Raw genomic sequence first — 25,488 nt, 5'->3', positions numbered from 1 at the left:
GCCCTAAGGGGCGTCCCGCTTGCGCGCGCGAAAGGCGGCGACGTTCGTGCGGTTGGCGCACGCCTCCGAGCAGAAGCGCCGCCGCCCGGCGCGCGAGGTGTCGGCGTAGACGCGGTCACAGCCCTCCGCGGCGCACACGCCCGTACGGCTCAGCCCGTACTTGCAGACCAGCTCCGACAGGTTCATCAGCGTGGTCGCGCGGAAGCGGTGCGGCAGGTCCGCCGACGGCGGCGCGTAGTGGATGTGCAGCCCGGCCGGATCGTCGTGGTCGGCCAGGTGCGGATGCATCGGGACCTGGAGCAGCAGCCCGTTCAGCAGTCCCACGGCCTCTTCGAGCTCGGTCGCCTCGAAGAACGGCCGCAGCGTGCGGCCCCACTCGCGGAAGGCGTCCGCGTGCCGCGGCTCGAACTGGCGCCAGAAGAACCCGCACTCGCGCAGCAGCGCGCGCAGCGCGTCCTCCGAGTCCCTCGTGTTCTCCGAGTCCTCCGGGTGGTCCGCGTCGTTCCCGGCCTGGCCGGTGACGGCGTTCACCAGCGCGACCGCGGCGGCCACGCCGTGACTCCTGTATCCGGTGATCTGCATTGCCCCGGCTCCCGCACGATGTCATGATGTAACCGTCATATTAGTAAGAAGCCTTACGTCCGGCCAGTGGAGACGGAAAACGATGGTGGACGAGTGCCCGCGCTGCGGTTGGCCCCAGTCCGAGATCTATCAGGTGCTGTCCCGCCATCTCACCTCCACCGGCGTCGTCACCTACACCCGCTGCGCGTGCGGGGCGGTCCAGATGCGGCTCCAGCCGTACGACGCCGGCCACGTCGTGACCGCCTCCGAGCCCCGGTGCGGGGGCTCGTGAGCGGCCGGGCGGCGACGGACCGGAATCGCCGGTATTGAGGTCTTGCCGCGACCGTCTCCCTGACGGATCATGCAGGCAGCCGAGGAAGTCGGGGGTCCGTTCAACGGGAGGCGTCCCATGGCCGATCCCACCTCTGACGAACCGCCGGCGTCCGCCGCAAAACTGCACAAGATCGGGGTCAGCAGGCCCGATCTGCCGGTCACCGACCTCCCCACCCCGGAGGAGGTCTTCGGCGTACGCCGGATCGGTCCACGCGAGCTGTTCATGTACGCGCTCGGCCCGAGCCTCATCGCGCTCGGCATCTCCATCGGGAGCGGCGAGTGGCTGCTCGGCCCCCAGGCGGTCGGCCAGTTCGGCTTCGAGGGCGTCGGCTGGGTCATCGTCGTGTCCGCCGTACTCCAGACGCTCTACAACATCGAGTGCTCGCGGTACGTGATGGCCACCGGCGAGGTGCCGGTCGTCGGCTGGGGCCGGGTGCCGCCCGGCTGGTTCCTGTGGGTGCCGCTGTCGGTCTTCGTCGTCATCTTCGCGTTCATCGCGGGCGGCTGGGCCGCCTCCGCGGGGCAGGGGATGTACGCGCTGGTCCACGGCGAGATCCCGGCCAAGGACGCCGAGGAGCCCAGGATCTGGGCGATCGTGCTGCTGCTCGTGGTCTTCGCCATCACCGCGGGCGCCCGCCGGATCTCGCGGGCGCTGGAGCTCGCCAACTGGGTCATGATCGGCGCGATCCTGATCGGGCTGGTGCTGCTGTGCCTGTTCGTGGTGCCGTTCGGCCTCTGGTGGGAGGGGATCAAGGGCTTCGTCACGCCCGCCGCGCCACCGGAGGGGATCACCGCCACGCAGATCGGCGGCCTGGCCGGGTTCACCGCGCTCGCGTCCGGCCTCAACTGGTACGTGATGGGGCACTACCGGGACAAGGGCTACGGGATGGGGCATCGGGTCGGCTTCATCTCCGGCATGCGCGGCGAGCGGGTCAAGGTGCTCGCCAGCGGCGTCACGTTCCCCGACGACCCGAAGAACCGGGCGCTCTGGAAGCGCTGGTACCGGCTGCTGCTGACCGACATGTGGGGCATCTTCTTCGCCGGCGCGATGATCGGGATGCTGCTGCCGACGATCCTCATGGCCCGCGCGGTCGAGCTCAGCGGCACCAAGCCGACCCAGGCCGACGTGCCGACGTTCGTGGCGAGCGCGCTCGGCGAGGAGTACGGCCGCTGGCTGTTCTACGCGGCCCTGGTACTGGGCGTGCTCATCCTGTTCACCACGCAGCTGGGCATCTTCGAGGCGATGGTGCGGGTCACCACCGACGCCGCGCACGCCACCAGCCCCCGGCTGAGGGCGCTCCTGGAGGGCGACCCGCGGCGCTTCTACTACCCGTTCATGCTGGTCCTGCTGGTGATCATCGCGATCATCCTGCATCTGGCGCTGCCCGTCAGCCTGGTCCAGTGGTCGGCCAACATGTCCAACCTGGGAGCGCTGGCCTTCCCGTTCATGCTCATGTACCTGAACGCGAAGCTGCCGCGCCCCGCCCGGCCGCGGGCCTGGCACCACGTCATCCTGGTGCTGAACTTCCTGTTCTTCGGGTTCTTCTTCGTCAACTTCGTCGCGGACTTCGTCGGCGACCCGCTCGTCACGTTCTGACGCGCCGCGCCGGGCCGCCGCCCGCGGGCGTCAGTGGCGCCAGCGGGTGGCGGCGGTGATCTCCTCCGGGGTCGAGCCCTCGAACAGCGCGGCCTCGCCCCGCCGCACGACCGCCACGGTGTCGATGAAGGCGTCACCGAAGCGCGCCCGCATCATCGGGTCCTTCTCGAACGCGGCGACCGCCTCCTCCAGGGAGGCCGGCAGCGCGCGGATGCCGCGCCGGGCGCGCTCGTCCGCGTCCATCAGGGCCGGATCGACGTCGTTCACGGGCTCGGGCAGCACGCCGCCGGACTCCACGCCCGCATGCCCGGCCGCGAGCAGCGCCGCCAGGGCGAGATAGGGGTTGGCGGCGCCGTCGAAGCACTTCACCTCCAGGTTGGCCGACACGGCGCGAAACCCGGCGGGCCCCTGGACGAAGCGCAGCGCCGCCTCCCTGTTCTCCAGCCCCCAGCAGGCGAACACGCCCGCCCAGTGGGACGGGATGAGGCGCAGGTAGCTCGCCACGGAGGGCGCACCGATCGCGAGCAGCGCCGGCAGGTGCTCCAGGATCCCGGCGGCGAACGACTCGCCCGCACGCGTCATCCCGAACGGGCCGTCCCCGCCCGCCATCAGGTTGACCCGCTTGCCGGGCGACTCCTCGCGCCACAGGCTCAGATGGACGTGGCCGCCGTTCCCGACCGAATCGGCCGTCACCTTGGGGGAGAAGGACGCCGACAGCCCGTGCCGGAGCGAGACCGCGCGGATCACCGTCCGTACCAGGACCAGCGCGTCCGCCGCGCTCAGCGGGTCGTCGCAGGCCACCGACAGCTCCATCTGGCCCGCCGCGTACTCGGGATGGATCTGCACCACGGCGACGTCGCTCGCCTCAAGGGCGCGCAGCACGTCGCGCAGGTAGTCGGACAGTTCGGCGAGCCGTGTCATCCCGTAGGCGGGACCCTTGCAGGCGGGGGAGAAGTCCTCGCCGTCCCCCTTGGAGACCGCCCATTCGACCTCGAACGCGGCCAGCACCTTCAGTCCCTCGGCCGCCAGCCGGTCGACCTCCCTGCCGAGGAGCCACCTGGCGTCGATCGGGTGCGGCGCGCCCTCCTGCGTGAACCGCTCGGCCGGCGCCCACGCCCATCCGGGCATCGCCGCCAGCGGGACGAGCCGGTCCAGAACGGGATGCAGCCGCAGATCCCCGGCGGGCCCGCCCGCGTACTCGCCGGACACGATCGAGTCGTCGACGAGGAACGCGTCGAACACCGGCGACATGCCGACGCCCCATTCGGCGGCGTCGATGAGCCGGTTGAACGGCACAGCCTTCGTCCTGGTGATGCCGCTGGTGTCGACCCACGTCAGCGCGACCGCCGCGAGGTCGTCGGCCGGGGGATCGGCGACGACGGCGAGAGCGGCCTCCCTGCGCCGCGCCCGCTCGGTGCCATCAAGAGCCTGAACCATCTGCTTCACGGTGAACGCTCCCAACCCGGGGGTTACGGCGGCGGAGACGACGGTAACGGCATCGTAGGAAGGCGGCCGTGTCGTTGCACGTAGGAGCGCGAATGCTTGACGAAATCGAGTCACTGCGGCTGGTCGACCACCACTGCCACGGAGTGCTCCAGCGCGATCTCGACCAGGACGGCCTCGCCGGGCGGCTGACCGAGACGTCCTCCCTCGGCCCGCTGGGAGGCGGCCTGTTCGACACGCGGATCGGGTTCGCGCTGCGGCGCTGGTGCGCGCCCGTACTGGACCTGGAGGCCCACGCCTCTCCGGCCGACTACGTCGCGCGCCGCGCCGAGCTGGGCGTCACCGAGGTCGGCCGCCGCTTCCTCGGCGGCGCCGGCCTGGACGACCTCTGCGTCGACACCGGCTTCACCCCCGAACCGCTCCTGGAGCCGGCCGAGCTGGGCAGGCTGGCCGGGGCCCGCGGGCACCAGATCGTACGGCTGGAGGACCTCGCGGAGAAGGCCGTCGCCGAGGGCGTGGGCGCGGACGCGTTCGCCCGCGAGGTACGCGCCCGCCTCGACGCGCGGATCGGGGACGCGGTGGGGTTCAAGTCGGTCGCCGCCTACCGCGCGGGCCTGGACCTTTCCGGCGAACGACCCTCGGCGGCCGAGACCAGGGCCGCGGCGGAGCGCCTGCACCGCGAGGCCGACCGCGCCATGGCCGGCGGCCGGTCCCTGCCCCGCCTCTCGGACGAGACGCTCCACCGCTTCCTGGTGTGGGCCGCCGCCGAGTACGGGCTGCCCATCCAGTTCCACGTGGGGTACGGCGATTCCGACATCGACCTGCACAGGACCGACCCGTCGCTGCTGACCCCGCTCCTGCGGGAACTCGAACCGGCGGGCGTACCGGTCATGCTGCTGCACAACTACCCCTACCAGCGGCAGGCGGGCTACCTGGCCCAGGTCTTCGAGAACGTCTTCGTGGACGTCAGCCTGGCCACGCACAACCTGGGCCACCGCGCGCCGGTCCTCCTGGCCGAGCTCATGGAACTGGCGCCGTTCGGCAAGGTGCTGTACGCGTCGGACGCGTTCGCGCTCCCCGAGCTGTACTACCTCGGCGCGCTGCTCTTCAGGAGAGCGCTGGCGCACGTACTGGGCGAAGGCGTCGACGACGGTGCGTGGACACAGACGGACGCCTCACGCATCGCGCGGCTCATCACCGCCGGAAACGCCCGGCGTGTTTACCGGCTCGGCGAGCACCTCTAGGAGAGGGCGGCCCGGACCTCGTCCGGCACCGGAACGGTCACGGGCGGCTCGTGCGCCCCCGGCTTGACGCTGATGAACACGAACTCGGCCGTCCCGACGGGCCTGCCCTCCACCGACAGCCGGACGCGCACGTCGAACGAGCTCCGCCCCCAGCGGGTCACCTCGGGCCGCATCTCGACCACCTCGCGCATCCGCGCGGGCGCGTCCCACTCCAGCGAGGCCTTTTTGACCATGTAGTCGAACTCCTCGTGGAAGTGCCGCCCCAGCCTTTCCTGGAGCCACATGTCCATCGTGTCGTCGAGATAGACGAAGTAGTTCGAGTTGAATACGACGCCTTGCATGTCGCAGTCGCTGTAGCGGACCCGGATCCGGTGCGTGAATGCTTCGCTCTGCTCATCGGCCACGGAGCAGACTCTAATGAAATCCACCGAATTCCGGGCGGAACGGAATCCTGTCGGTGGGCTGCCGTACCTTATGGCGGCATGAGCAGCGCACCCTCCGCGCCGGCCGGCGCCGCCTTCCCCGAGGAGCAGGTCCTGACCATGCCCGCGGCCTGGCGGAGCCGCGTGCACCCCCGGCGCGGGGGCCGTGCCGTCCCGGCGGTCGCGATCGAGGAGACCCCCCCTGCCGAGCTCGCCTCCCTGGCCCGCGAGGATGCCGAGATCACGGCGCTGGAGACCGCCCTGACCTCGCCCGACAGCGAGGCTGACGCGGTCGAGGCGGCCTGCGCGTTCCTGGACGGCCACCGCGTCCCGCTGGGTGCGGCCGTGGTCGCGAGCGTCCGGGTCGGCGGGACGGGCGCCGGCTACGACCGGCTCTTCGAGCGCCATGTCGACGCCTGGATCGCCGAGCACGGCCTGGTCTTCGCCGCCCGCGCCTACGCGGAGTACGCCCGGCTCGCCGTCAGCGGCCAGTACCGCGGCTACAAGTACCGCCACCTCGATCCCAACGCGATCCGGTTCGCCGACCCCGACGAGGACTCGTACCGCCTCTGGCAGACCCGGCATGTGGGGCGCAAGCTGCGCGCGCTCCTCGCGGCGGCGGGCGACGACGAGTACGAGAACGCCGTCAAGCTCCTGGCCGACCACCGGCTCTCCCCCTACCAGCAGGCCATGGTGTCCTACCTCGTCCCCACCCGGCAGGACTGGGTCGACGAGTGCTGCACCACGTTCGCGCCGGGAGCGCCCACCTACAGCGGCTGGCTGCTGTGGGCCTCGCTGGGCACCCCCGAGCAGGCCGTGTCGCTGAACGGCCGGTTGCGCCTCGGCTACGGGGAGGCGGCGGTCGACATCCTCGCCACCATCCTCGACGGCGCCGGCCCGGCCATCGCGCCGGCGCTGCTGGAGGCGCTCGGCACCGGCACGCTGGACGCCCGCACGCGCAAGCTCTTCCTCCAGGTCCTGACCCTGCTGCCGACCGACGAGGCATTCCAGGGCCTGCTGGACCGGATCGGCGACCGCTACGTGCTTCCCGCCGTGGCGTCGGCGGCGGGCCGGTTCCCCGCCCGCGCGCTGCGGCTGCTCGCACCGGCCTCCGCCGAGACGTCCAAGGCCGCGCGGCTGGCGGCCGAGACGCTGCGCGCGCACCTGCCGGCCCATCCGGACGTCACGGCGCGGGTGCTGCCGGCGATGCCCGCCGCCGATCGCGCGGTGGTCGAGCCGCTCGCCGCCTCCCTGGAACGGCGGGCCGAGGCCCCCGCCGCGACGCTGCCGCCGCTGCTGACCGCCCCGCCCTGGACCCGCCGCCGCAAGGCGGCCGAACCACCGGTCATCACCGGCCTCGAACCGCCCGACCGGCGCTCGGCGGTGTGGGAGCCCGGCGAGCGGGACGCCTGGAGCACCGAGGGGCGCGGCCGATGGCACCAGCGCGCCGATGCCGACGAGCTGATCGGGAAGCTCACCACGCTGCCCCCGTACCAGCAGGCCGCGCTCCTCCTGGAGGCGTCCGCGGAACGCGTCGTCCCGCTTCTGGAGACGTGGGTCCCCCCGGACATGTGGTACGTCGGCCACCGCATCCGCCCGATCGTCGCGCGGTTCGGGCTCGACGCGCTGCCCCTCGCGCTCAGGACGGCCCGGGCCAACCCGGCGAGCTGGGGCGGCTGCCTGCTGCCGTTCCTGGACCCGGAGGTCGCCGCGCTCCAGGCGAACTGGCTGACGCGCCTCAAGACCGCCCGCGGGCACGCCGCCGCCTGGTTCGGGCGGCACGGCGCGGAGGCCGTGCCGATGCTGCTGCCGGCCGCCCTGGGCGGGCCGGGCGCCGAACGCGCCGGCGCCGAGGGGGCCCTCCGCCACCTCGCCGCCCGCCTCGGCTCCGCCGCCGTCACCGAGGCGGCCCGCCCGTACGGCGACCGGGCCGTCCGGGCGCTCGAGACGATGCTCGCCACCGACCCGCTGGAGGTGCTGCCCGCCCGCGTCCCGAAGGCCCCCGCCTGGGCCGACACCCGCCTCCTCCCGCAGATCCTCCTCCGCGACCGGGACGAGGCCCTGCCCGCCGAGTCCGCCGGCCACCTGCTGACCATGCTCGCGATGTCGAGGCCCGACGGCGTCTACCCGGGCGTACCGATCGTCCGCGACCTGTGCGACCCGGCGTCGCTGGCCGAGTTCTCCTGGTCCCTCTTCCGCCGCTGGCGGGCGCACGACGCGCCCGCCAAGGACGGCTGGGTCCTGACCCAGCTCGGCCTGCTCGGCGACGACGAGACGGTACGGCGGCTGGCCCCGCTGATCCGCGCCTGGCCGGGCGAGGGCGGCCACACCCGGGCGGTCCAGGGCCTCGACGTGCTCGCCGCCATCGGCACCGACGTCGCCCTGACGCACCTGCACGCGATCTCGTCGAAGGTCAAGTTCAAGGGCCTCAGGACGCGCGCCCAGGAGAAGATCGAAGAGGTCGCCGCGCGGCTGGAGCTCACCCCCGAGCAGCTCGCCGACCGCCTCGTCCCCGACTTCGGCCTCGACGCCCGCGGCGGCCTGACCCTCGACTACGGCCCCCGCCGCTTCACGGTCGCGTTCGACGAGCAGCTCGGCCCGTACGTCCTGGACGAGAACGGCAAGCGCCGCAGGGACCTCCCCAAACCCGGCGCCAAGGACGACCCCGGCCTGGCACCTGCGGCGTACAAGACCTACACGGCCCTGAAGAAGGACGTCCGCACGGTCGCGGCCGACCAGATCGCCCGCCTGGAGACCGCCATGGTCACCGGCCGCCGGTGGCCCCTGGCCGAATTCCAGGAGTTCTTCGTCGAGCACCCGCTTCTCTGGCACCTCGTCCGGCGCCTGGTCTGGACGGCCGAGAGCGGCGGCACCACCACGGCGTTCCGGCTCGCCGAGGACCGCACGTTCGCCGACGCCGACGACGACGCCATCACCCTCCCGCCCGACTCCACGATCTCCCTGGCCCACCCGCTGACCCTCGGCACGGCCACCGCCGCCTGGTCGGCCCTCTTCGCCGACTACGAGATCCTGCAGCCGTTCCCGCAGCTCGGCCGTACCGTCCACGAGCTGGCCGAACACGAGAGGGCCGCCGCGTCACTGCCCCGCTTCGAGGGCCTCGTGGTCCCGGTCGGCAAGGTCCTCGGCCTGACCCGCCGTGGCTGGCGCCGCGGCGAACCCCTCGACGCCGGCATCGAACCCTGGATCTCCCGCGAGATCACGCCCGGCCACCATCTCGTCATCTCCCTCGACCCGGGCATCATCGTCGGCGAGGTGGAGGAGTTCCCGGAGCAGACCCTCGAAGAGATCCGCCTGAGCGGCACTCCCGACCTCTACGGTCCGGCCCCCGGCGGCCCGGACGCCCCGCCGCTGCGCTTCGGCGACCTCCCGCCGACCTTGATCTCGGAGCTTCTCGCCGACCTGACCGACCTGGAGACCTCCGCCCTGTCCCGCTGAGCCCGCAGCCCAGCCCACGCCGTTGCCCGGACGCCGCCTGGCACACGCGGCGGCAACGCGGGAGGGGCCGTGGACGATTGAACGGGTGGCTGGACGGGCGGCGCCGGGTTGCCGGTTCGCGGTGGTGTGCACAGGTGGCAGGGGGTTCGCCAACTTGCGGCGCTTTGTCGCAGGGGTCCTCTAACGTGACGTCCCATGGAAGATCGGCTTCTCCCCGACGAGAACTCCCTGGTGATCCCGGACGCCTGGCTCCCGCTGCTGCATCCGCGGCGCGGCGGTACGGCGGTGCCGGAGGTCGCCGTTTCCGCGACGGCCCCCAAGCGGGTGGCGGCGAAGGTGCGCAAGGCGGCCGACTGGTTCGAGCGGGTGCTCGCGGCGGAGGAGAGCGAGCCGGAGCCGGTCCGGGCGGTGCGGGCCTATCTGGAAGGTGAGGCCGATCCGCTGGGCGCGGCCGCCGTGGGCACGATGATGGCGGCGCGCGAGCGATGGGACGACCCGCGCAGTGCCGTCGCGCACGTGGACGCCTGGACCGCCGAGCACGGGATCGCGTTCACCGCCGCCGCGTTCGTTCTCCTGGGCGACCTGGGGAGCGACAGGTACGGCGGCTACCGCGACGACAACTACATCCGGCTCCACCAGCAGGGGGACTACCGGACGTGGGTGCGGGTGGAGCGGCAGGCGGGCCGCAGGATCCGGACGCTGCTGGCCGCCGCCGGCGAGGACGAGCACCGGGACGCCGAGGCGCGGCTGGAGGCGCTCCGGGACACGCCGCGGCGCCGGCTGGTGGCCGCGTACCTGATGCCCCACCGGGCGGACTGGGTGGAGGAGTGCCGCGCGGCGCCGCCCGCGCGGGAGGACTGGTGGATGCTGCTGTGCTCGGCGCAGGCCCGGCATCTCGATCTTCTCGACGGCCGCGTCCCGGCGGGCTGGGCGGACGACGCGGCGGACGTGGTCGCCACCCTCGTCGAGGGCGCCGGGAACGCCGCCGCCCCCCTGATCATCGAGGAGGCGGACGGCGCGTACCGGGCCGGGCCGCCGCTGGAGGCGCTGGCGATCCTGCCGTCGGACGCCGCGTTCGGCGCTCTGCGGCGGTTCGACGCGGACGGCGACACGGCGGCCAGGGCCGCGCTGCGGGACGCGATGGAGCGCTTCCCGGTACGGACGATCCGCGTGCTGGCGCGGCGGGGCGACGAGGAGCCGCTCACCGCGCACCTGCGGCGGCACCGCGACCGGCTGGACGACCTGGACGAGGCGTCCCGCGAGGCCGCCGAGGCCCTGATCGAGGCGGATCCGCAAGTGCCGGACGCGCCCGCGGCCGAGCTGCCAGCGTTCCTGGTGGACCCGCCCTGGCTGCGGGAGGGCGCCATCGCCGAGCCGGTCGTCATCAAGGGGCTGGCGCCCCCGGCGGGTACGGCGGTGCGGTGGGCGCCCGGCGAGCGGGAGAGCTGGGCCGCCGACGCGCCGCCCGTACCCGCCGGGGGCGCCGGCTGGGACGACGAGCTGGCGGCGTTCCGGCGGGGGAGCGTTCACGCGGAGGCCGCGCGCCACGTCGCGCTGGTGGCGCCCGAGGAGCTGGTGCGGCCGCTGCTGGCGGACTGGGACCCCGTCCGGCCCTGGACGGCCGAAGACTGGATGCCGCCGATCGTGGCCAGGTTCGGGGCGGACGCGCTGCCGGCCGTCCTGCGGGTCTTCAAGCACTACCCCGCCGAGTACGCCTGGCTGCTGCTGCCGTTCCTCGACGCCCGCGTGGCCCGGCAGATGGCCGAGTGGCTGAGGCGCCGGAAGACCGGCCGCGACCTGCCGCAGGAATGGTTCGAGCGGCACGGCCTGAGCGCGGTGCCGCTGCTCGTCCCGGCGGCGCTCGGCAAGCCGGGCCCGGCGCGGCTGGACGCGGAGGCCGCGCTGCGGCTGGTCGCGTCCCGGCACGGGGACGAGCCGGTCGTACGGGCGGCGCGGGCGCACGGGGACGCGGCGGCGGACGCCGTCGAGGCGCTCCTGGCGGCCGATCCGCTGGCGGTCTTCCCGGCCGAGCTGGAGATCCCCGGCAGCTGGGCGGCCGCGCACTACTTCCCGCGGATCCTGCTGCGGGACCGGGAGCGCGCGCTGCCCCTCACCGCCACCGGCCACCTGATCACGCTGCTGGCCGTGTCCCGTCCCGGCGAGGTGCATCCCGGCGTGGACGCCGTCCGAGAGCTGTGCGATCCGGAGTCGCTGGCCGAGTTCTCGTGGGAGCTGTTCGAGGCGTGGCGCGGGGTGGGGGCGCCGGCCGCGCACGCCTGGGCGCTGCCGCAGCTCGGCTGGTTCGGCGACGACACGACCGTACGGCGGCTGACCCCGGTGGTCCGCGCGTGGCCCGGCGAGAACATGCACCACCGCGCCGTCACGGGGCTGGACGTGCTCGCCGAGATCGGCACCGACGCCGCGCTGCTGGCCCTGCACGGGATCGCCCTGAAGGCGAAGTTCGCCGCGCTGAAGGCGCGGGCGCAGGAGAAGATCGAGGACGTCGCGGAGGCCCTGGGGCTGACCGCCGAGCAGCTCGCCGACCGGCTCGTCCCGGACTTCGGCCTGGCCGCCGACGGCAGCATGGTGCTCGACTACGGGCCGCGCCGCTTCGTGGTCGGGTTCGACGAGCAGCTCAAGCCGTACGTGACCGACGAGGACGGCAAGCGGCGCAAGGCCCTCCCCAAGCCGGGCGCCAAGGACGATCAGGAGCTGGCGCCCGCCGCGTACCAGAGGTTCGCCGACCTGAAGAAGGGCGTGCGGACCATCGCCTCCGACCAGATCCGGCGCCTGGAGACGGCGATGGTGGCGGGGCGGACGTGGACGGCCGGCGAGTTCCGCGACTTCTTCTTCCGGCACCCGCTGATGTGGCACATCGCGCGCCGCTTGGTGTGGGCCGCCGAGCACGAGGGGACGCGCACGACCTTCCGCGTCGCCGAGGACCGCACGTTCGCCGACGCGGACGACGCCGGCCTCACCCTCCCGGACGGCGCCGAGATCGGCGTCCCCCATCCCGTCCTCCTCACCGAGAAGGAGCGGGCCGTGTGGGGCGAGGTGTTCGCCGACTACGAGATCCTGCAGCCGTTCCCGCAGCTGGGACGGGACGTGCACGCCTTCACCGAGGAGGAGCGCGGGTCCGGGCGGCTGGAGCGGTTCGAGGGGGTCACGGTGCCGCCGCACGCGGTCGTGAGCCTGGTCCGGCGCGGCTGGGAGCGCGGCACGGCGGAGGACAACGGCGTCGAACGGTGGATCTCCAAGCCCCTTCCCGGCGGCCTGCACGCCGTCATCGACCTCCGGTACGGCATCAACATCGGCGCCATCGAGTCCAGCGGCGACCAGACCCTCGAGTACGTCTGGATCAACGACGTGCCGACCGATTTCTGGCCGAGCAAGGGAACGCGCCACACGTTCGGCACCCTGGACGCCGTGGCCGCGTCAGAACTCTTGGCCGATCTCACCTACCTGGAAAGCAGCGCATGAACGAGAGCACCCTGACGCTTCCCGAGGCATGGCGCCGCCACCTGCACCCGCGGCGCGGCGGCACGCCCGTGCCACCGGTGAAGGTCGCCAAGCCGGCGGTGGAGAAGGCCCGCGCGTACGCGGCGGAGGCCGACGGCGCGCTGGCCGCGCTCCTCACCGGCGAGCACGGCGAACGTGACCACGCCGAGACCGCCCGGCGCCACCTGGACGGCGCGGCGGATCCGGCGGGCGCGGCCGTGGTCGCGCGGGTGGCCGCGCTCGCGTCGACGGAGGACGCGCAGGCCGTGCTGCGCACCTTCCTGGACGCCTGGGTCCTCGAACACGGCCTGGCGTTCGCGGCGGCCGCGCTGGTGCGGGCCGACTCGCTGCGGCTGTCCCGGAGGGACGGCGGTGAGCAGGGCGCCCTCATCGCCGCCGAGTACGGGACGGGAACGGTCTTCACCGGGGTCGCCCAGGGGTGCGGCCGCCGGATGCGCGGCCTGCTGGCCGCCGCCGAGCAGGTCGAGTACGACGCGGCCGTGGAGGCCCTCGCCGGGCTGCGCGACACGCCGGAACGGCGGCTGGCGGTGTCGTACCTGGTGCCGACCCGGCACGACTGGGTGCTGGAGTGCTGCCGGGAGCGGGCGTCGCTGCCGAGGTACGACAGGCAGCGAGCCACGCTGCTGGCCTGTATGGGGGACGCCGGGCACCTGGCGGCGTTCGGCTTCACCGCCTACTACTGGAACGAGGCCACGGCGGAGGCGGTCGCGACGATGACCGACGGGCTCGGCGCCGGCCTCATGCTGCCGCTCCTCAGCGAGACGTTCGACAACGTGCACGTCGACGCGGCCGACCGGCGGCGCCTCCTGGAGGCGATGGCGCTGCTGCCGACCGACGAGGCGTTCCAGGCGCTGCTGGACAGGCTCGCCCAGAAGTACGTGCGGCCCGCGCTGCTCGACGCGATGAACCGGTACCCGCGGCGGGCGCTGCGGCTGCTGGCCGCCGCCGCGGACGGGAACGAGGCGGCCAGGGAGCTGCTCGCGGGGCACCTGGCGACCCATCCCGAGACCGTCGCCGAGGAGCTGCCCGGCCTCCCGGCCGAGAGCCGCGAGCTGGTCGAATCGGTCTCCGAGGCGAACGTCCGGACGCCGGACGCGCCGGTGGACGCGCTGCCCCGCCTGCTGGTGGAGCCGCCCTGGACGCGCCGTCGCGCCGCCGCCAAGCCGGTCGTCATCACGGGGCTGGCCGCCGCCGTCGAGCCGGCCATGCGCTGGGCGGAGGGCGAGCGCGAGGCGTGGTCGGTGCGCGCCCTCCCGCGCTGGGGCGGGTACGCCGTGCGGCAGGCGGGCTGGGAAGGGGCCGCCGAGCTGTACAGGGAGGGGCGGCTGGTCTCCCGCGACGCCGCGTACCTGATGGCGGGCGGGCCGGCGGAGCTGGTACGGCCGCTGCTCGCGGGCTGGTCGGCGGTGGGCTGGCTCGACTCCGACGATCTGCCGTGGGCGCGGTACGTGATCGGCCGCTACGGCCTGGACGCCCTGCCGATGGCGCTGGGGGCCGCCCATACCAACTCGGCCGGCTGCGCGCGGCTGCTGCTGCCGTACCTCGACGGGCGGGTCGCGGCGCTGATGGCCGGCTTTCTCGACCGGAAGCCGGCCCGGCAGGCGGCCGTGGCGTGGTTCGGCAGGCACGGCGCCGACGCCGCGCGGCCGCTGCTCCCCGCCGCGCTCGGCAAGGCCGGGAAGGAACGCCGGCAGGCCGAGGCGGCCCTGCTGCTGATCGAGTCCACCGCGGGCGCGGACGCGATCGTTACGGCGGCGCGGGACGCGCACGGCGACGCGGCGGCGGACGCGGTCGCGGCGCTGCTGGCCGCCGACCCGCTGGAGCGGCTCCCGGCGAAGACGCCGGAGCCGCCGGCCTGGGCCGCGCCCCAGCTCCTCCCGCAGCTCCTGCTGCGCGGGCGCGAGCTGGCGCTGCCGGCGGCCGCCACCGGGCACGCGGTCACGATGCTGGCGATGTCCAAGCCCGGCGAGATGTACGCGGGCGTCGACGTGCTCCGCGAGGTGTGCGATCCGGAGTCGCTGGCCGAGTTCTCCTGGGGCGTGTTCCGCCAGTGGCAGCAGCAGGACGCGCCGTCCAAGGACGGGTGGGCGCTGCACCAGCTGGCGTGGCTCGGCGACGACACGACCGTACGGCGGCTGACCCCGGTGATCCGGGCGTGGCCGGGCGAGGGCGGCCACAAGAAGGCCGTCGGCGGGCTGGACGTGCTCGCCGAGATCGGCTCCGAGGTCGCGCTGCTGCACCTGCACGGGATCTCGCAGAAGGTGAAGTTCAAGGCGCTGAAGGCGCGGGCGCAGGAGAAGATCGAGGACGTTGCGGAGGCCCTGGGGCTGACCGCCGAGCAGCTCGCCGACCGGCTCGTCCCGGACTTCGGCCTGGCCGCCGACGGCAGCATGGTGCTCGACTACGGGCCGCGCCGCTTCGTGGTCGGGTTCGACGAGCAGCTCAAGCCGTACGTGACCGACGAGGACGGCAAGCGGCGCAAGGCCCTCCCCAAGCCGGGCGCCAAGGATGATCAGGAGCTGGCGCCCGCCGCGTACCAGAGGTTCGCCGACCTGAAGAAGGACGTCCGGGCGGTCGCCGCCGACCAGGTGCGGCGCCTGAAGGCCGCGATGGTCGGACGCCGGCGCTGGACGCCCGAGGAGTTCCGCACGCTCTTCGTCGACCACCCGCTGATCTGGCACGTCGCCCGCCGCCTGGTCTGGATCGCCGAGCACGGGGACGGAGCCGCCGGCACGGCCACCGCGTTCCGTGTCACCGCGTTCCGCGTCGCCGAGGACCGCACGCTCGCCGGTGCCGAGGACGACGAGGTCACGCTGCCGGAGACGGCGCGGATCGGCATCGCCCACCCGCTCGATCTGGTCGATCCGGTCGGTCCGGGCGCGAGCGCGGCGGCCTGGTCGGAGGTGTTCGCCGACTACGAGATCCTGCAGCCGTTCCCGCAGCTCGGCCGGGAGGTGCACACCCTCACCGCCGGGGAGCGCGCGGCCGGGCGGCTGGAGCGCTTCGAGAAGATCACCGTCCCGGTGCACAGCGTGCTGGGGCTGGTCCGCCGCGGCTGGGAGCGCGGCACGCCGCTGGACGCCGGCGCCGAGCGGTGGATCTCCAAGCCCGTGCCCGGCGGGCTGCACGTCGTGATCGAACTGGAAGACGGCATCAACGTCGGCGACATCGAGTCCAGCGGCGACCAGACCCTGGACTACGTGTGGATCGGCGACGTGCCGACCGACTTCTCGCCGCGCGAAGGGACGCCCCGGACCTTCGGCGAGCTGGACGCCGTGACCGCCTCGGAGGCGCTGGCCGACCTCACCTGGCTCGCCGCCGCCGCGCTCTGATCTTCGATTAGCCAGATTCCAGGAGAATAGGACGATGACCGCAGAGACCACCGAGAAGCCCGCCGACGAGCAGCGGCTGCAGCGGCCCCCCGCCGAGGTGCGGTACGCCGACGAGCTGGCCCGGCTGCGCGAGGACGACACCGCGCCGCGCCCGCCCGGCTGGGCGCTGAGCCTGGAGGCGGCGCGCCGCTTCATCATGGGCGACCCCGAACGCGGCGTGCGGCGCAAGTTCGTCGGCGACCCCTCGCTGATCGACCGGGCGCTGGTCGCGCTGGCCACCAGCCGCGGGCTGATGATGGTCGGCGAGCCCGGCACCGCCAAGTCGCTGCTGTCGGAGCTGATCGCGGCGGCCGTCAGCGGCGACTCGACGCTGACGATCCAGGGCGGCGCGGCCACCACCGAGGACCAGATCAAGTACTCCTGGAACTACGCGCTGCTGGTCTCCGAGGGCCCGTCCAACCGCTCGCTGGTGCCCGCGCCGCTGCTGCGCGGGATGGCCGAGGGCAAGGTGGTGCGGTTCGAGGAGATCACCCGCTGCCCGCTGGAGGTGCAGGACTCGCTGCTGTCGCCGCTGTCGGACCGGGTGCTCGGCATCCCCGAGCTGACCGGCCCGGACGCGATGGTGTTCGCCCGCGAGGGGTTCAACATCATCGCCACCGCCAACACCCGCGACCGCGGCGTCAACGAGATGAGCGCCGCGCTCAAGCGCCGGTTCAACTTCGAGACGGTGTTCCCGATCGCCGACTTCGCCACCGAGCTGGACCTGGTGGAGAGCGAGGCGACCCGGCTGCTGGAGCAGTCCGGGGTCGGGGTGGCGCCGCGCCGGGACGTCCTGGAGGTGCTGGTCACCACGTTCCGCGAGCTGCGCACCGGCGTGACCGAGAACGGGCAGTCGATGGACCGGCTGTCCACCGTCATGAGCACCGCCGAGGCGGTGTCGGTCGCGCACGCGGTCGGCATCCGCGGCTGGTTCCTGCGCGGCGGGGAGGGCACCGCGGCCGACATCGTCGAGTGCCTGGCGGGCGCCGGCGCCAAGGACAGCCCCGACGACCTCGCCCGGCTCCGCCGCTACCTGGAGCAGCAGGCGCCGCGCCGCAAGGGCGAGCAGTGGAAGGCGCTGCACGAGGCCCGCCACGTCCTGCCCGGCTGATGGGCGCTGCGACCGACCGCCGCACGGCGGAGATCACCTACATCGGGGTACGGCACCACAGCCCCGCCTGCTCCCGGCTCGTCCGGGACGCGATCCGCCGGTTGCGCCCCGCGTTCGTGCTGATCGAGGGGCCGGCCGACTTCAGCGACCGGCTGGACGAGCTGCTCCTGGGCCACGAACTGCCGGTGGCGATCTACAGCCACTACCGGGACGAGGAGCGGGTGCACGGCTCGTGGTCCCCGTTCTGCGCGTACTCGCCCGAGTGGGTCGCGGTGAACGAGGGCCGCGCGGCGGGTGCCGAGGTGCGGTTCATCGACCTGCCGGCCTGGCATCCGGCGTTCGCGGGGCTGGGCAACCGGTACGCCGACGCCGACCACCGCTACGCCGCCGTCGTCGAGCGGCTGTGCGAGACGTTCGCCGTCGACAACTCCGACACCCTCTGGGACCACATGTTCGAGGGGGCGGGCGACGACGGCACGCTGGAGGAGCGGCTCGCCGCGTACTTCGACCTGGTCCGCGGCGAGTCCGAGGCGGGCGAGGACGACACCGAGCGCGAGGCGTACATGGCCCGCTGGGTCCGCGCCGCCGCCGCCGAGGCGGGGGACCGGCCGATCGTGGTCGTCACCGGCGGCTACCACCGCGCCGCGATCCGCCGCCTGGTCGAGACCGGGCCACCGGAAGACGGGCCACCGGAGGACGGGTGGCCCGAGGTCCCGGCGCCGCCGGAGGGCGCGATCGGCGGCAGCTACCTGGTGCCGTACTCGTTCCAGCGGCTGGACGCGTTCACCGGCTACCAGTCCGGGATGCCCTCACCCGAGTACTACCAGCGGCTCTGGGAGGGCGGCGCGGAGGCGGCCGCGGCGGGCCTGACCGAGTTGGTGGTGAAGCGGCTGCGCGAGCGCCGCCAGCCGGTGTCGACGGCCGACCTGATCGCCGCCCGCACGCTGACCGACGGGCTGGCCCGGCTGCGCGGGCACTCCGCGCCCGTCCGCACCGACCTGCTGGACGGGCTGGTCGCCGCGCTCGTCACCGACGACCTGGAGCAGCGGCTGCCGTGGACCTCGCGCGGCCCGCTCGACCCCGGCGCGCATCCCGCGGTGATCGAGATGGTCGAGGCGCTCAGCGGCGACCGCGTCGGAAGGCTGCGTCCCGGCACGCCGGCGCCGCCGCTGGTGCACGAGGTCGAGCTGGAACTGGAGCGCCTGAAGCTGGACGGTTCCGGCACCGTCACGCTGAAGCTGGCCGACGACCGCGGCCTCACCCGCAGCCGCGTCCTGCACCGCCTTCGCGTGCTGCGCATCCCCGGCTTCGACCGCGACCACGGCCCGTCCACCGGCGCCGAGCCCGTCCTGGACGAGGGGTGGACGCTCACCCCGGGCGACCGGCGGCTGCCCGCGCTGATCGAGGCGGGCGCGTACGGCGCGACGCTGGAGGACGCCGCCATGGCCGTCCTGGAGGAGCGCGTCGCCGACGCCGGGAACGACGTCGGCCTGCTCGCCGCGGTGCTGTTCGACGCGGCGCTGTGCGGCTGCGCGGACCTGTCGGACCGGATCGCCGGGACGATCGCCGCGGCCATCGCGGGCGCCCCGGCACTGGACGGGCTCGGCGACGTCCTCGCCACCACGCTCGGCCTGTGGCGGCACGACCGGCTGCTCGGCACGGCGGGCAGCCCGCTGTTCGGCCGGGTCGTCGAGGGCTGCGTGACCCGGGTGCTGTGGCTGGTGGAGGGCGTGCGGGGCGGCCCGGGACCGGCCGACCTGCCCCGGCTGCGGGCGCTGGCCGCCACCCGGGACGCGCTGCTGCACGCCGCCGGGCCGCTCGGCCTGGACCGGGACGCGGCGCTGGCGGTCGCCGCCCGGGTCAGCACCAGCACCGCGGCGCCGCCGGACCTGCGCGGCGCCGCGTTCGGCCTCGGCTGGTCGCTGGGCGCCGCCGCCGACGCCGAGCGCGCGGTGCTCGGCGCGGCGCTGCCCGACACCCTCGGCGACTGGCTCACCGGGCTGTTCGCGCTGGCCCGCGACGAGGTGTTCGCCGAGGAGCCGGGCGCGGGCGGGCGCGGCGTGCTGGGCGTGCTCGACGAGCTGGTCGTCGGCCTGGGCGGCGACGACTTCCTCGTCGCGCTGCCCTCGCTGCGCCAGGCGTTCGAGTTCTTCCCGCCGCGCGAGCGGGAGGCCATCGCCGAACGGCTGCTGGAGCGCCGCGGCGTCAGGGGCTCGGCCCGCTCGCTGCTGCGTTCGGTGCGGGACCCGGTCGCGATGGCCGAGGCGCGCGCCCTGGAGGAGAAGGTCGGCCGGCTGCTCGCCGCCGAGGGCCTGGCCCCGGCGGACGGCACGCTCCGAGAGGACACGCTCCGAGAGGAAGAGACGGTATGACGCAGCCCGATCCGGGCCTGGAACGATGGCGGCTGGTCCTGGGCGCCCCCGCCGAGGCCGCCTGCGGCGCGCTGGGCGGGACCGCGGCCGGACAGGACCAGGCGCTCGACTGGCTGTACGGGCGCGACTCCGACCTGGAGCGCCGCGGCGTCCGCAAGGGCGGCAACCGGCCCGGCGGCGGGACGGGCGGCGGGGACGGCGACCCGGCCCGGACGATGGAGCGGACCGGCGGCAGCGGCCCCTCGATGCTGACCACCGTCGACTGGCTCGACGCCGTCCACCGGCTGTTCCCCAAGGAGACCATCGAGCGGCTGGAACGCGACGCCGTCGAGCGGTACGAGATCCACGACGTCGTCACCGACCCCAAGGTGCTGGAGCGCGTCGAGCCCAACCCGACGCTGCTGCGCGCCGTCCTGCGCACCAAGCACCTGATGAACCCCGAGGTGCTGGCGCTGGCCCGGCGGATCGTCGAGAAGGTCGTCGAGGAACTGATCCGCAAGATGGCGACCGAGGTGCGCAAGTCGTTCCACGGCACCCGCTCGCGCCGGCCCAGCCGGTTCAAGCAGGCCCGCAACTTCGACTTCCACACCACGATCCGCGCCAACCTCGGGCACTACCGGCCGGACGAGAAGAAGCTCTACATCGAGCAGCCGCACTTCCTGTCCCGCACCCGGCGGCAGCTCGACCAGTGGCAGATGATCCTGATCGTCGACCAGTCGGGCTCCATGCTCGGCTCGGTGATCCACTCGGCGGTGACCGCCGCGTGCCTGTGGGGGCTGCCGGGGCTGAAGACCCATCTGATCGCGTTCGACACCAGCGTCGTCGACCTCACCTCCGACGTCACCGACCCGGTCGAGCTGCTGATGAAGGTGCAGCTCGGCGGCGGCACCGACATCGCGCAGGCCGTCGAGTACGGCGCCGGGCTGATCGAGAACCCGCGCCGCTCGATCGTCGCCGTGGTCACCGACTTCTACGAGGGCGGCGACCCGTACCGGCTGGTCCGCACCGTCCGGCAGATGTCCGAGCAGGGCACCCACGTGCTCGGGCTGGCGGCGCTGGACGAGGACGCCAACCCCTCCTACGACCGCGAGCTGGCGCAGCGGCTCGCCGACGTCGGCGCCCACATCGGCGCCATGACGCCGGGCGAGCTGGCCGCGTTCGTCGCCGAACGGATCGGCCGATGACCCGTACCGACCTGCTGGCCCTCACCCCCGACTCGCTGGCGTCGCTGGCCAACCGCGGCCTGGTCAAGCGGGCGACCAAGGACCTCGACGCCGGGAACGTCCCCGAGGTCGCGGTCGCGGACGACGGCACCGTGACCGGCGCGTTCCCCGACGGCGTGGCGACGACGCTGCCGGGCGGCGGCGGGCTGGAGGGCGCCGCCTGCACGTGCGCGGCCACCGGCGTGTGCCGCCACCAGATCGGCCTCGTGCTCGCCTACCAGCGGCGGGCGGCCGGCGCCGGCGAGGACGCCGGCGCCGAAGAGGGCGCGGCGGAGGAGGCGGAGAAGGCGCCCCCGTACAAGGACTGGTCCCCGGGGGCCTACGACGACGAGGCGCTGGCCCGCGTCCTGGGGGAGCGCGCGCTCACGGCCGCGCGCCGCACGCTCAGGTCGGGGTACGCGGCGCGCGTGCACCGGCCCTCGCCCGCCGACCCGGTCGCGTCCGTCGAGCTGCCGACCTGCACCGTGCGGTTCCTGGTGCCGGACGAGTTCGGGTACGTGCACACCGACGCGGTCGCCGCCATGCGCGGCGAGGTCATCGCGCTGGCCGTGTGGGCGTTCCGCGCGGCCGACGAGCAGGGCCTCGCGGGCGAGGACGTCCGGGTCGACGTCGGCGGCAGGGCCGCGGGCGGCGGGAACGGCTCCGGCCTGGAGGCGGCGCTCGACCTGGCGGACCAGATCCTGCTGGACGGCGCGATGCACGCGGGACCGGTGCTGAGCACCGCGCTGCACCGCGCGTCCCGCGAGCTGACGGCCAAGAACCTGCACTGGCCCGCCGCGACGCTCGACGACATCGCCGGGCAGCTGGCCGCCTACCGCGACCGCGGCGCCGCGCACGAGCCGCGGCGGCTGGCCGTGCTGCTGGCCGAGCTGCACGCCCGGCACCGGTCGGCGCTGCACGCGAGCGGCAGCCCGCGCTCGCAGGTGCTCGGCACCAACGAGACCGTCGAGACGCCGCTGCGCCGCGTCCGGCTCACCGCCCTCGGCTGCCGTGTCGGCGGCGACGACGGCGAGCGCACCGCGGACGTCTTCCTCGCGCACGCCGCCAGCGGCATCGTGCTGGTGCTGAAGCGGCGCTGGGAGGTGACCGGGGAGCAGCGCCTCACCGGCCACGACATCGCCCCGCGCCGGATCGCGGGCGCGCCGCTGCGCGCGCTGGCGTCGGCGAACGTCGTCTCCGAGAACGCCACCCGCAGCCCCAGCCGCGTCGTGAGGCTCGGCACCGGCCGGGTGTCGAAGACGACGGTCACGCCGGTCGGCGGCGCCTGGGGCGACCTGCCCCCCGCGCTGCTGGCCCGCGACCTGCGCACGCTGGAGCGGGAACTGGACGCGCTGCCGCCGCGCCTCATCCGGCCGCGCGTGGAGGCGGAGTTCGTCCGGGTCGTCGAGATCGCCAAGGTCGGCGACATCGGCTACAGCCCCGGGGACCAGCGGCTCACCGCGACGTTCACCGACGCCGACGGCGTCTCCGGCCGGATCTCCTCGGCGTACGCGCCGTACCGGCCGGGCGCCCTCGACCACCTGGCCGAGGCGCTCGCGGGCGACCGGGGCGAGCCGCTCTACGTCAGCGGGCCGGTCCGGCGGTCGCGCGGCGCGCTGGTCGTGGACCCGCTCGGCGTGCAGACCACCGAGGGCCTGATCGTCCCCGACCTGGCGCCGGGGGACGGCGGCGGCGCGCTCGACGCGCCGGCCGTCCGGCGGGAGGACCCGCTGAGCGAGGCGCTGTCCGCGGCGCTGGAGGTGTGCGCGGACGCCGCGCACCGCGGGTTCCGGCACCTTCCGAACGGCACCCGCGCCCGCGTCGGCCGTGCCGCCGAGCGGCTGGGGGGGATCGGCATGGCCGGGGCGGCGGGCCTGCTGCGCGCCTTCGCGGGGGCGCTCGAGGGCGACGACCCGTACCGGATGACCGCGGCGTGGGCCGACGCCCAGATCCATCTCGTCACGGCGGCCGACCTGAGGTGACGTTCCGGGCCTGGCGGGCGATACTCATCCTGAACGGGCGGGCTGTCACCGGGGGCCTCATGCAGTTCATCGAGTCGAGCGTGATCGGCGTGCGGGCGACCGTCCTCACCCTGGGCCGCCGGACGACGCCGCTGAGATTCGTGCTGTTCCCGATGGTGCACGTGGCGGAGCGGTCGTTCTACCGGGAGGTGGCCGCCCGCGCGTCCGAGTGCGCGCTGATCGTCGCCGAGGGCGGGCCGGCCGGGACCATGCCCGTCCAGGAGCGGCTCGCCAAACTCCGCCACGACCACCTCGTCGACCAGATCCACGGGCTCGACCTGGAGTCGCTCGGCGTCCCGGTCAGCTGGGAGTACGGGCCGCCGGCGGCCCGGCCCGCCGCGTCCGGCGCCGACCGGCTGATCCGTACCACGCTGGACGCCGCGGGCGCCGTCCACCAGTGGCTCCACGGCCGCTACGGCGACCCCCGCGACCTGGGCGAGCTGGACGAGGCCGAGGGGCACGACCTCCACGCGGGGGACCACTCCGAGGACGGCCGCGAGCAGCGGCTGATCAGGACGCTCGGGCGGATCCACCGCGAGCGCTACACCGAGGACGTCGGCGTCGCCGTGATCTGGGGCGCCTGGCACATGTCGGCGGTCGTCGGCGCGCTGCGCGCCGACTTCCGCTACCACGTGCGGGACGCCGAGCGGCTCATGGTCCGGGCCGGCTAGGCGCGGCAGGTCAGCGGGCGGCCGCCGTTGTAGGTGATCATGTCGGACAGCGCGGTGAGCGTGTCGATCTCGGCGCCGAGCGGCGCGCCGTCCAGCTCGGAGTACGCGCGGTGCAGGTTGCCGACGAGCCGCTCCGGATCGGTCAGCTCCGCGTACGGGCCGAGATCGGTCTCGCGCGCCGCGTCCAGCGGGGACAGCCCCGCCTCCCGGCCCGCCCTCGCCGTCGCCTGCACGAACCGCAGGTAGCCCAGCACGCGGTCGATCAGCTCGGGCCCGGCCACCGGGCCGTGGCCAGGGACGATCGTCCCGGCGCCCAGCGGCGCGACGACCTCCTCCAGCACCGTGATCGCCCCCGCCACCGACCCCTGGAGCAGGAACGGCGTGCCGCCGTTGAACAGCAGGTCGCCGCAGAACAGCACGTCCCGGTCCGGGATCCACACGATCGAGTCGTTGGTGGTGTGCGCCGGGGTGCCGACGTGCCGCACCTCGCACCGCAGGTCGTCGGCCCAGACCGTGACGCCCTCGGTGTAGGTCAGGAACGGCGGCTCCAGCGTGAACTCGCCCCAGTCGACATCGGTCCAGATCGGCGCGGCCACCGGCTCGCCCCACGCCAGCACGCCCTCCCGGGTCCGCTCGTGCGCGACGATCGTGGCGCCGCCGAACAGGTGGTTCCCGAACGTGTGGTCGCCGTGGTGGTGGGTGTTGACCAGCGTCCGCACGGGCCGGTCGGTCACCGACCGGACGGCCTCCAGGTACGCGCGGGTGCGCCGTTCGGTGGAGCAGGAGTCGACGCTGATCACGCCGCGGGACCCGGCCACGAAACCGGTGTTGTTGATCCACCAGGTGCCGTCCGGCTGCAGGTAGGCGAAGACGCCGTCGCCGACCTCCTCCAGCCGGGGCCGCCCCGGTGCGGTGATCTCGTGTCCCGTGTCGTGCGCGGTGCTGCTCATGGCGGCGCTTCCCTCCGGCTCAGGAACGTGCTGCAGAGTATCCCGCGGAATCGCCGAGCCGTACGGTCTCCACCCAGCCGGGCGGATCGGGCGCGCCGGTGCCGACGAGCGCGGCGATCAGCCGGGCGCCGGACGGCTCGTCCGGCCACGGCGTGTAGCCGTCCGTCAGGACGATGACGACGTTGGGCTTGTCGCGCGACTCCAGCGCGGCCTTGATACCGACGCGCATGTCCGTACCGCCGCCGCCGGCCAGCGTCACCTGGTCGGCCGACGTCACCCGCGACACCGCCGCCACGTCGGCGTCGCAGGCCAGCACGGTGACCCGGTTGCCGCGCACGCCCACCTCCCGCAGCACGCCGGTGACCTCGGCCATCGCGGCGGCCAGATCGTCCTCGCCCATCGACCCCGAGGTGTCGACGACGATCGCGACGCGGGGCAGCGGGCGCTGCAGCGTCGGCAGCACCACGCCGCGCATCGCCGCCGTGCGCCGCGACGGCCGCCGGTAGGTGTAGTCGACGGCGCCGCCGGCCCACGCGACCGCCTCGCGCACGGCCCCGGCCAGCACCCGCCGCCAGTCGACGGTCGGCTCCAGGATCTCCTCGGCCCACCGCTGCCAGCCCCCGGGGACGGTGCCGCGGCTGCGCACCCGCGCCCGGATCGCCTCGGCCGTCGCGCGCCGGATCGCCTGCGCCTCGACCGGGCTCACCTTGGGCCCGCCCGGCGCGTCCGACTCCCACGGCGCCGCCACCGCGTGCGCCCCCGACCCGCAGTTCACGTGCGGCTGCGGCGGGATGTGCGGCAGGTACGCCTCGAACAGCAGCCCCTTGTCCAGCCCGAACACGCCGGGCTCCATCCGCCCGGCCGGCAGCGGCAGCCCGTCGGCGAGCAGATCGTCGTTGATCTCGCAGTCCTGGGCGATGTTGACCCGGGCGTGGTCGCGCTGGTCGGCGGCCGGCAGCCGCTCGGCCCGCCCGTGGTGGTCGCGCAGCAGGTGCGCCACCTCGTGGATCCACACCCCGGCCAGCTCCGGCACGGGCGTCGCCTCGACGAACGCGGGCGACACGTAGCAGCGCCAGTGCCGGTCCACGCCCATCGTCGGCACGCCCTCGGAGGGCACGACCGTCAGCGAGTACAGCGCCGACGCCAGATAGGGCCGCTCGGACGCGGCCCGGTAGCGCGCCGCCAGCAGCTTGTCCCGGTCGAGCCGCACCACCG

The 25,488-nt window shown here is 74.3% G+C and carries 16 protein-coding genes; 11 read left to right on the top strand and 5 right to left on the bottom strand.

Features of this window, described 5'->3' with window-relative positions; genetic code table 11:
* Window positions 1-3: 3 nt before the first annotated feature.
* Window positions 4-582 carry a CGNR zinc finger domain-containing protein gene (locus AB0881_RS08880; protein WP_366615495.1) on the bottom strand — a complete coding sequence of 193 codons (579 nt, stop codon included), beginning with the start codon at window positions 580-582 and terminating at the stop codon, window positions 4-6.
* A gap of 82 nt (window positions 583-664) precedes the next feature.
* Here AB0881_RS08880 and AB0881_RS08875 point away from each other — a divergent pair, with 82 nt between their 5' ends.
* Both AB0881_RS08875 and AB0881_RS08870 read left to right on the top strand, forming a co-directional pair.
* A complete protein-coding gene (locus AB0881_RS08875; protein ID WP_366615494.1) occupies window positions 665-853 on the top strand; it encodes a hypothetical protein in 189 nt (62 codons plus the stop codon).
* A gap of 117 nt (window positions 854-970) precedes the next feature.
* Entirely contained in the window at window positions 971-2,491 is a 1,521-nt protein-coding gene (locus tag AB0881_RS08870) for an Nramp family divalent metal transporter (RefSeq protein ID WP_366615493.1), read from the top strand.
* Between the two features lie 30 nt (window positions 2,492-2,521).
* Here AB0881_RS08870 and AB0881_RS08865 read toward each other — a convergent pair whose 3' ends face one another.
* On the bottom strand, window positions 2,522-3,928 hold the full coding sequence (locus AB0881_RS08865; protein WP_366615648.1) for a glutamine synthetase family protein: 1,407 nt from the start codon (window positions 3,926-3,928) through the stop codon (window positions 2,522-2,524).
* 101 nt (window positions 3,929-4,029) lie between these two features.
* Between AB0881_RS08865 and AB0881_RS08860 the strand changes: the two genes are divergently transcribed.
* Window positions 4,030-5,178: an amidohydrolase family protein gene (locus AB0881_RS08860; protein WP_366615492.1), complete on the top strand. Its 1,149-nt coding sequence runs from the start codon at window positions 4,030-4,032 to the stop codon at window positions 5,176-5,178.
* On the opposite strand, the gene AB0881_RS08855 is transcribed toward AB0881_RS08860, so the two are convergent.
* Window positions 5,175-5,582: a thioesterase family protein gene (locus tag AB0881_RS08855; protein WP_366615491.1), complete on the bottom strand. Its 408-nt coding sequence runs from the start codon at window positions 5,580-5,582 to the stop codon at window positions 5,175-5,177. The two genes, AB0881_RS08860 and AB0881_RS08855, sit on opposite strands and share 4 nt — an antisense overlap.
* A gap of 78 nt (window positions 5,583-5,660) precedes the next feature.
* Here AB0881_RS08855 and AB0881_RS08850 point away from each other — a divergent pair, with 78 nt between their 5' ends.
* From AB0881_RS08850 to AB0881_RS08815, 8 genes are all read left to right on the top strand, one after another.
* Window positions 5,661-9,056, top strand: a complete 3,396-nt coding sequence (locus AB0881_RS08850) for a DUF4132 domain-containing protein (RefSeq protein WP_366615490.1) — start codon at window positions 5,661-5,663, stop codon at window positions 9,054-9,056.
* A 195-nt stretch (window positions 9,057-9,251) separates the two neighbouring features.
* Window positions 9,252-12,536, top strand: coding sequence for a DUF4132 domain-containing protein (locus AB0881_RS08845; RefSeq protein WP_366615489.1), 3,285 nt, complete (start codon window positions 9,252-9,254; stop codon window positions 12,534-12,536).
* A complete protein-coding gene (locus AB0881_RS08840; RefSeq protein ID WP_366615487.1) occupies window positions 12,533-15,907 on the top strand; it encodes a DUF4132 domain-containing protein in 3,375 nt (1,124 codons plus the stop codon). The genes AB0881_RS08845 and AB0881_RS08840 overlap by 4 nt, the downstream gene beginning before the upstream one ends.
* 34 nt (window positions 15,908-15,941) lie before the next feature.
* Entirely contained in the window at window positions 15,942-17,057 is a 1,116-nt protein-coding gene (locus AB0881_RS08835) for an AAA family ATPase (protein ID WP_366615485.1), read from the top strand.
* Complete coding sequence (locus tag AB0881_RS08830) at window positions 17,057-19,429, top strand: DUF5682 family protein (RefSeq protein ID WP_366615484.1); 2,373 nt, start codon at window positions 17,057-17,059, stop codon at window positions 19,427-19,429. The genes AB0881_RS08835 and AB0881_RS08830 overlap by 1 nt, the downstream gene beginning before the upstream one ends.
* Complete coding sequence (locus AB0881_RS08825; protein WP_366615483.1) at window positions 19,426-20,613, top strand: VWA domain-containing protein; 1,188 nt, start codon at window positions 19,426-19,428, stop codon at window positions 20,611-20,613. Before AB0881_RS08830 ends, AB0881_RS08825 begins: the two co-directional genes overlap by 4 nt.
* Complete coding sequence (locus AB0881_RS08820) at window positions 20,610-22,613, top strand: hypothetical protein (RefSeq protein WP_366615481.1); 2,004 nt, start codon at window positions 20,610-20,612, stop codon at window positions 22,611-22,613. Before AB0881_RS08825 ends, AB0881_RS08820 begins: the two co-directional genes overlap by 4 nt.
* A 59-nt stretch (window positions 22,614-22,672) precedes the next feature.
* The gene (locus AB0881_RS08815; protein ID WP_366615479.1) at window positions 22,673-23,323 is read left to right on the top strand and encodes a hypothetical protein; all 651 of its coding nucleotides are present in this window, start codon (window positions 22,673-22,675) and stop codon (window positions 23,321-23,323) included.
* Here the strand turns inward: AB0881_RS08815 and AB0881_RS08810 are convergent.
* Window positions 23,320-24,273 (bottom strand): MBL fold metallo-hydrolase, encoded by a 954-nt coding sequence (locus AB0881_RS08810; protein ID WP_366615478.1) that lies wholly within the window; start codon window positions 24,271-24,273, stop codon window positions 23,320-23,322. The two genes, AB0881_RS08815 and AB0881_RS08810, sit on opposite strands and share 4 nt — an antisense overlap.
* 19 nt (window positions 24,274-24,292) lie before the next feature.
* Window positions 24,293-25,486 carry a VWA-like domain-containing protein gene (locus AB0881_RS08805; RefSeq protein ID WP_366615476.1) on the bottom strand — a complete coding sequence of 398 codons (1,194 nt, stop codon included), beginning with the start codon at window positions 25,484-25,486 and terminating at the stop codon, window positions 24,293-24,295.
* Window positions 25,487-25,488: the final 2 nt, after the last annotated feature.

This window comes from Spirillospora sp. NPDC029432 (assembly GCF_040703975.1).
Lineage (GTDB): Bacteria > Actinomycetota > Actinomycetes > Streptosporangiales > Streptosporangiaceae > Spirillospora.
This window is presented reverse-complemented; position numbering and strand designations above follow the sequence as displayed.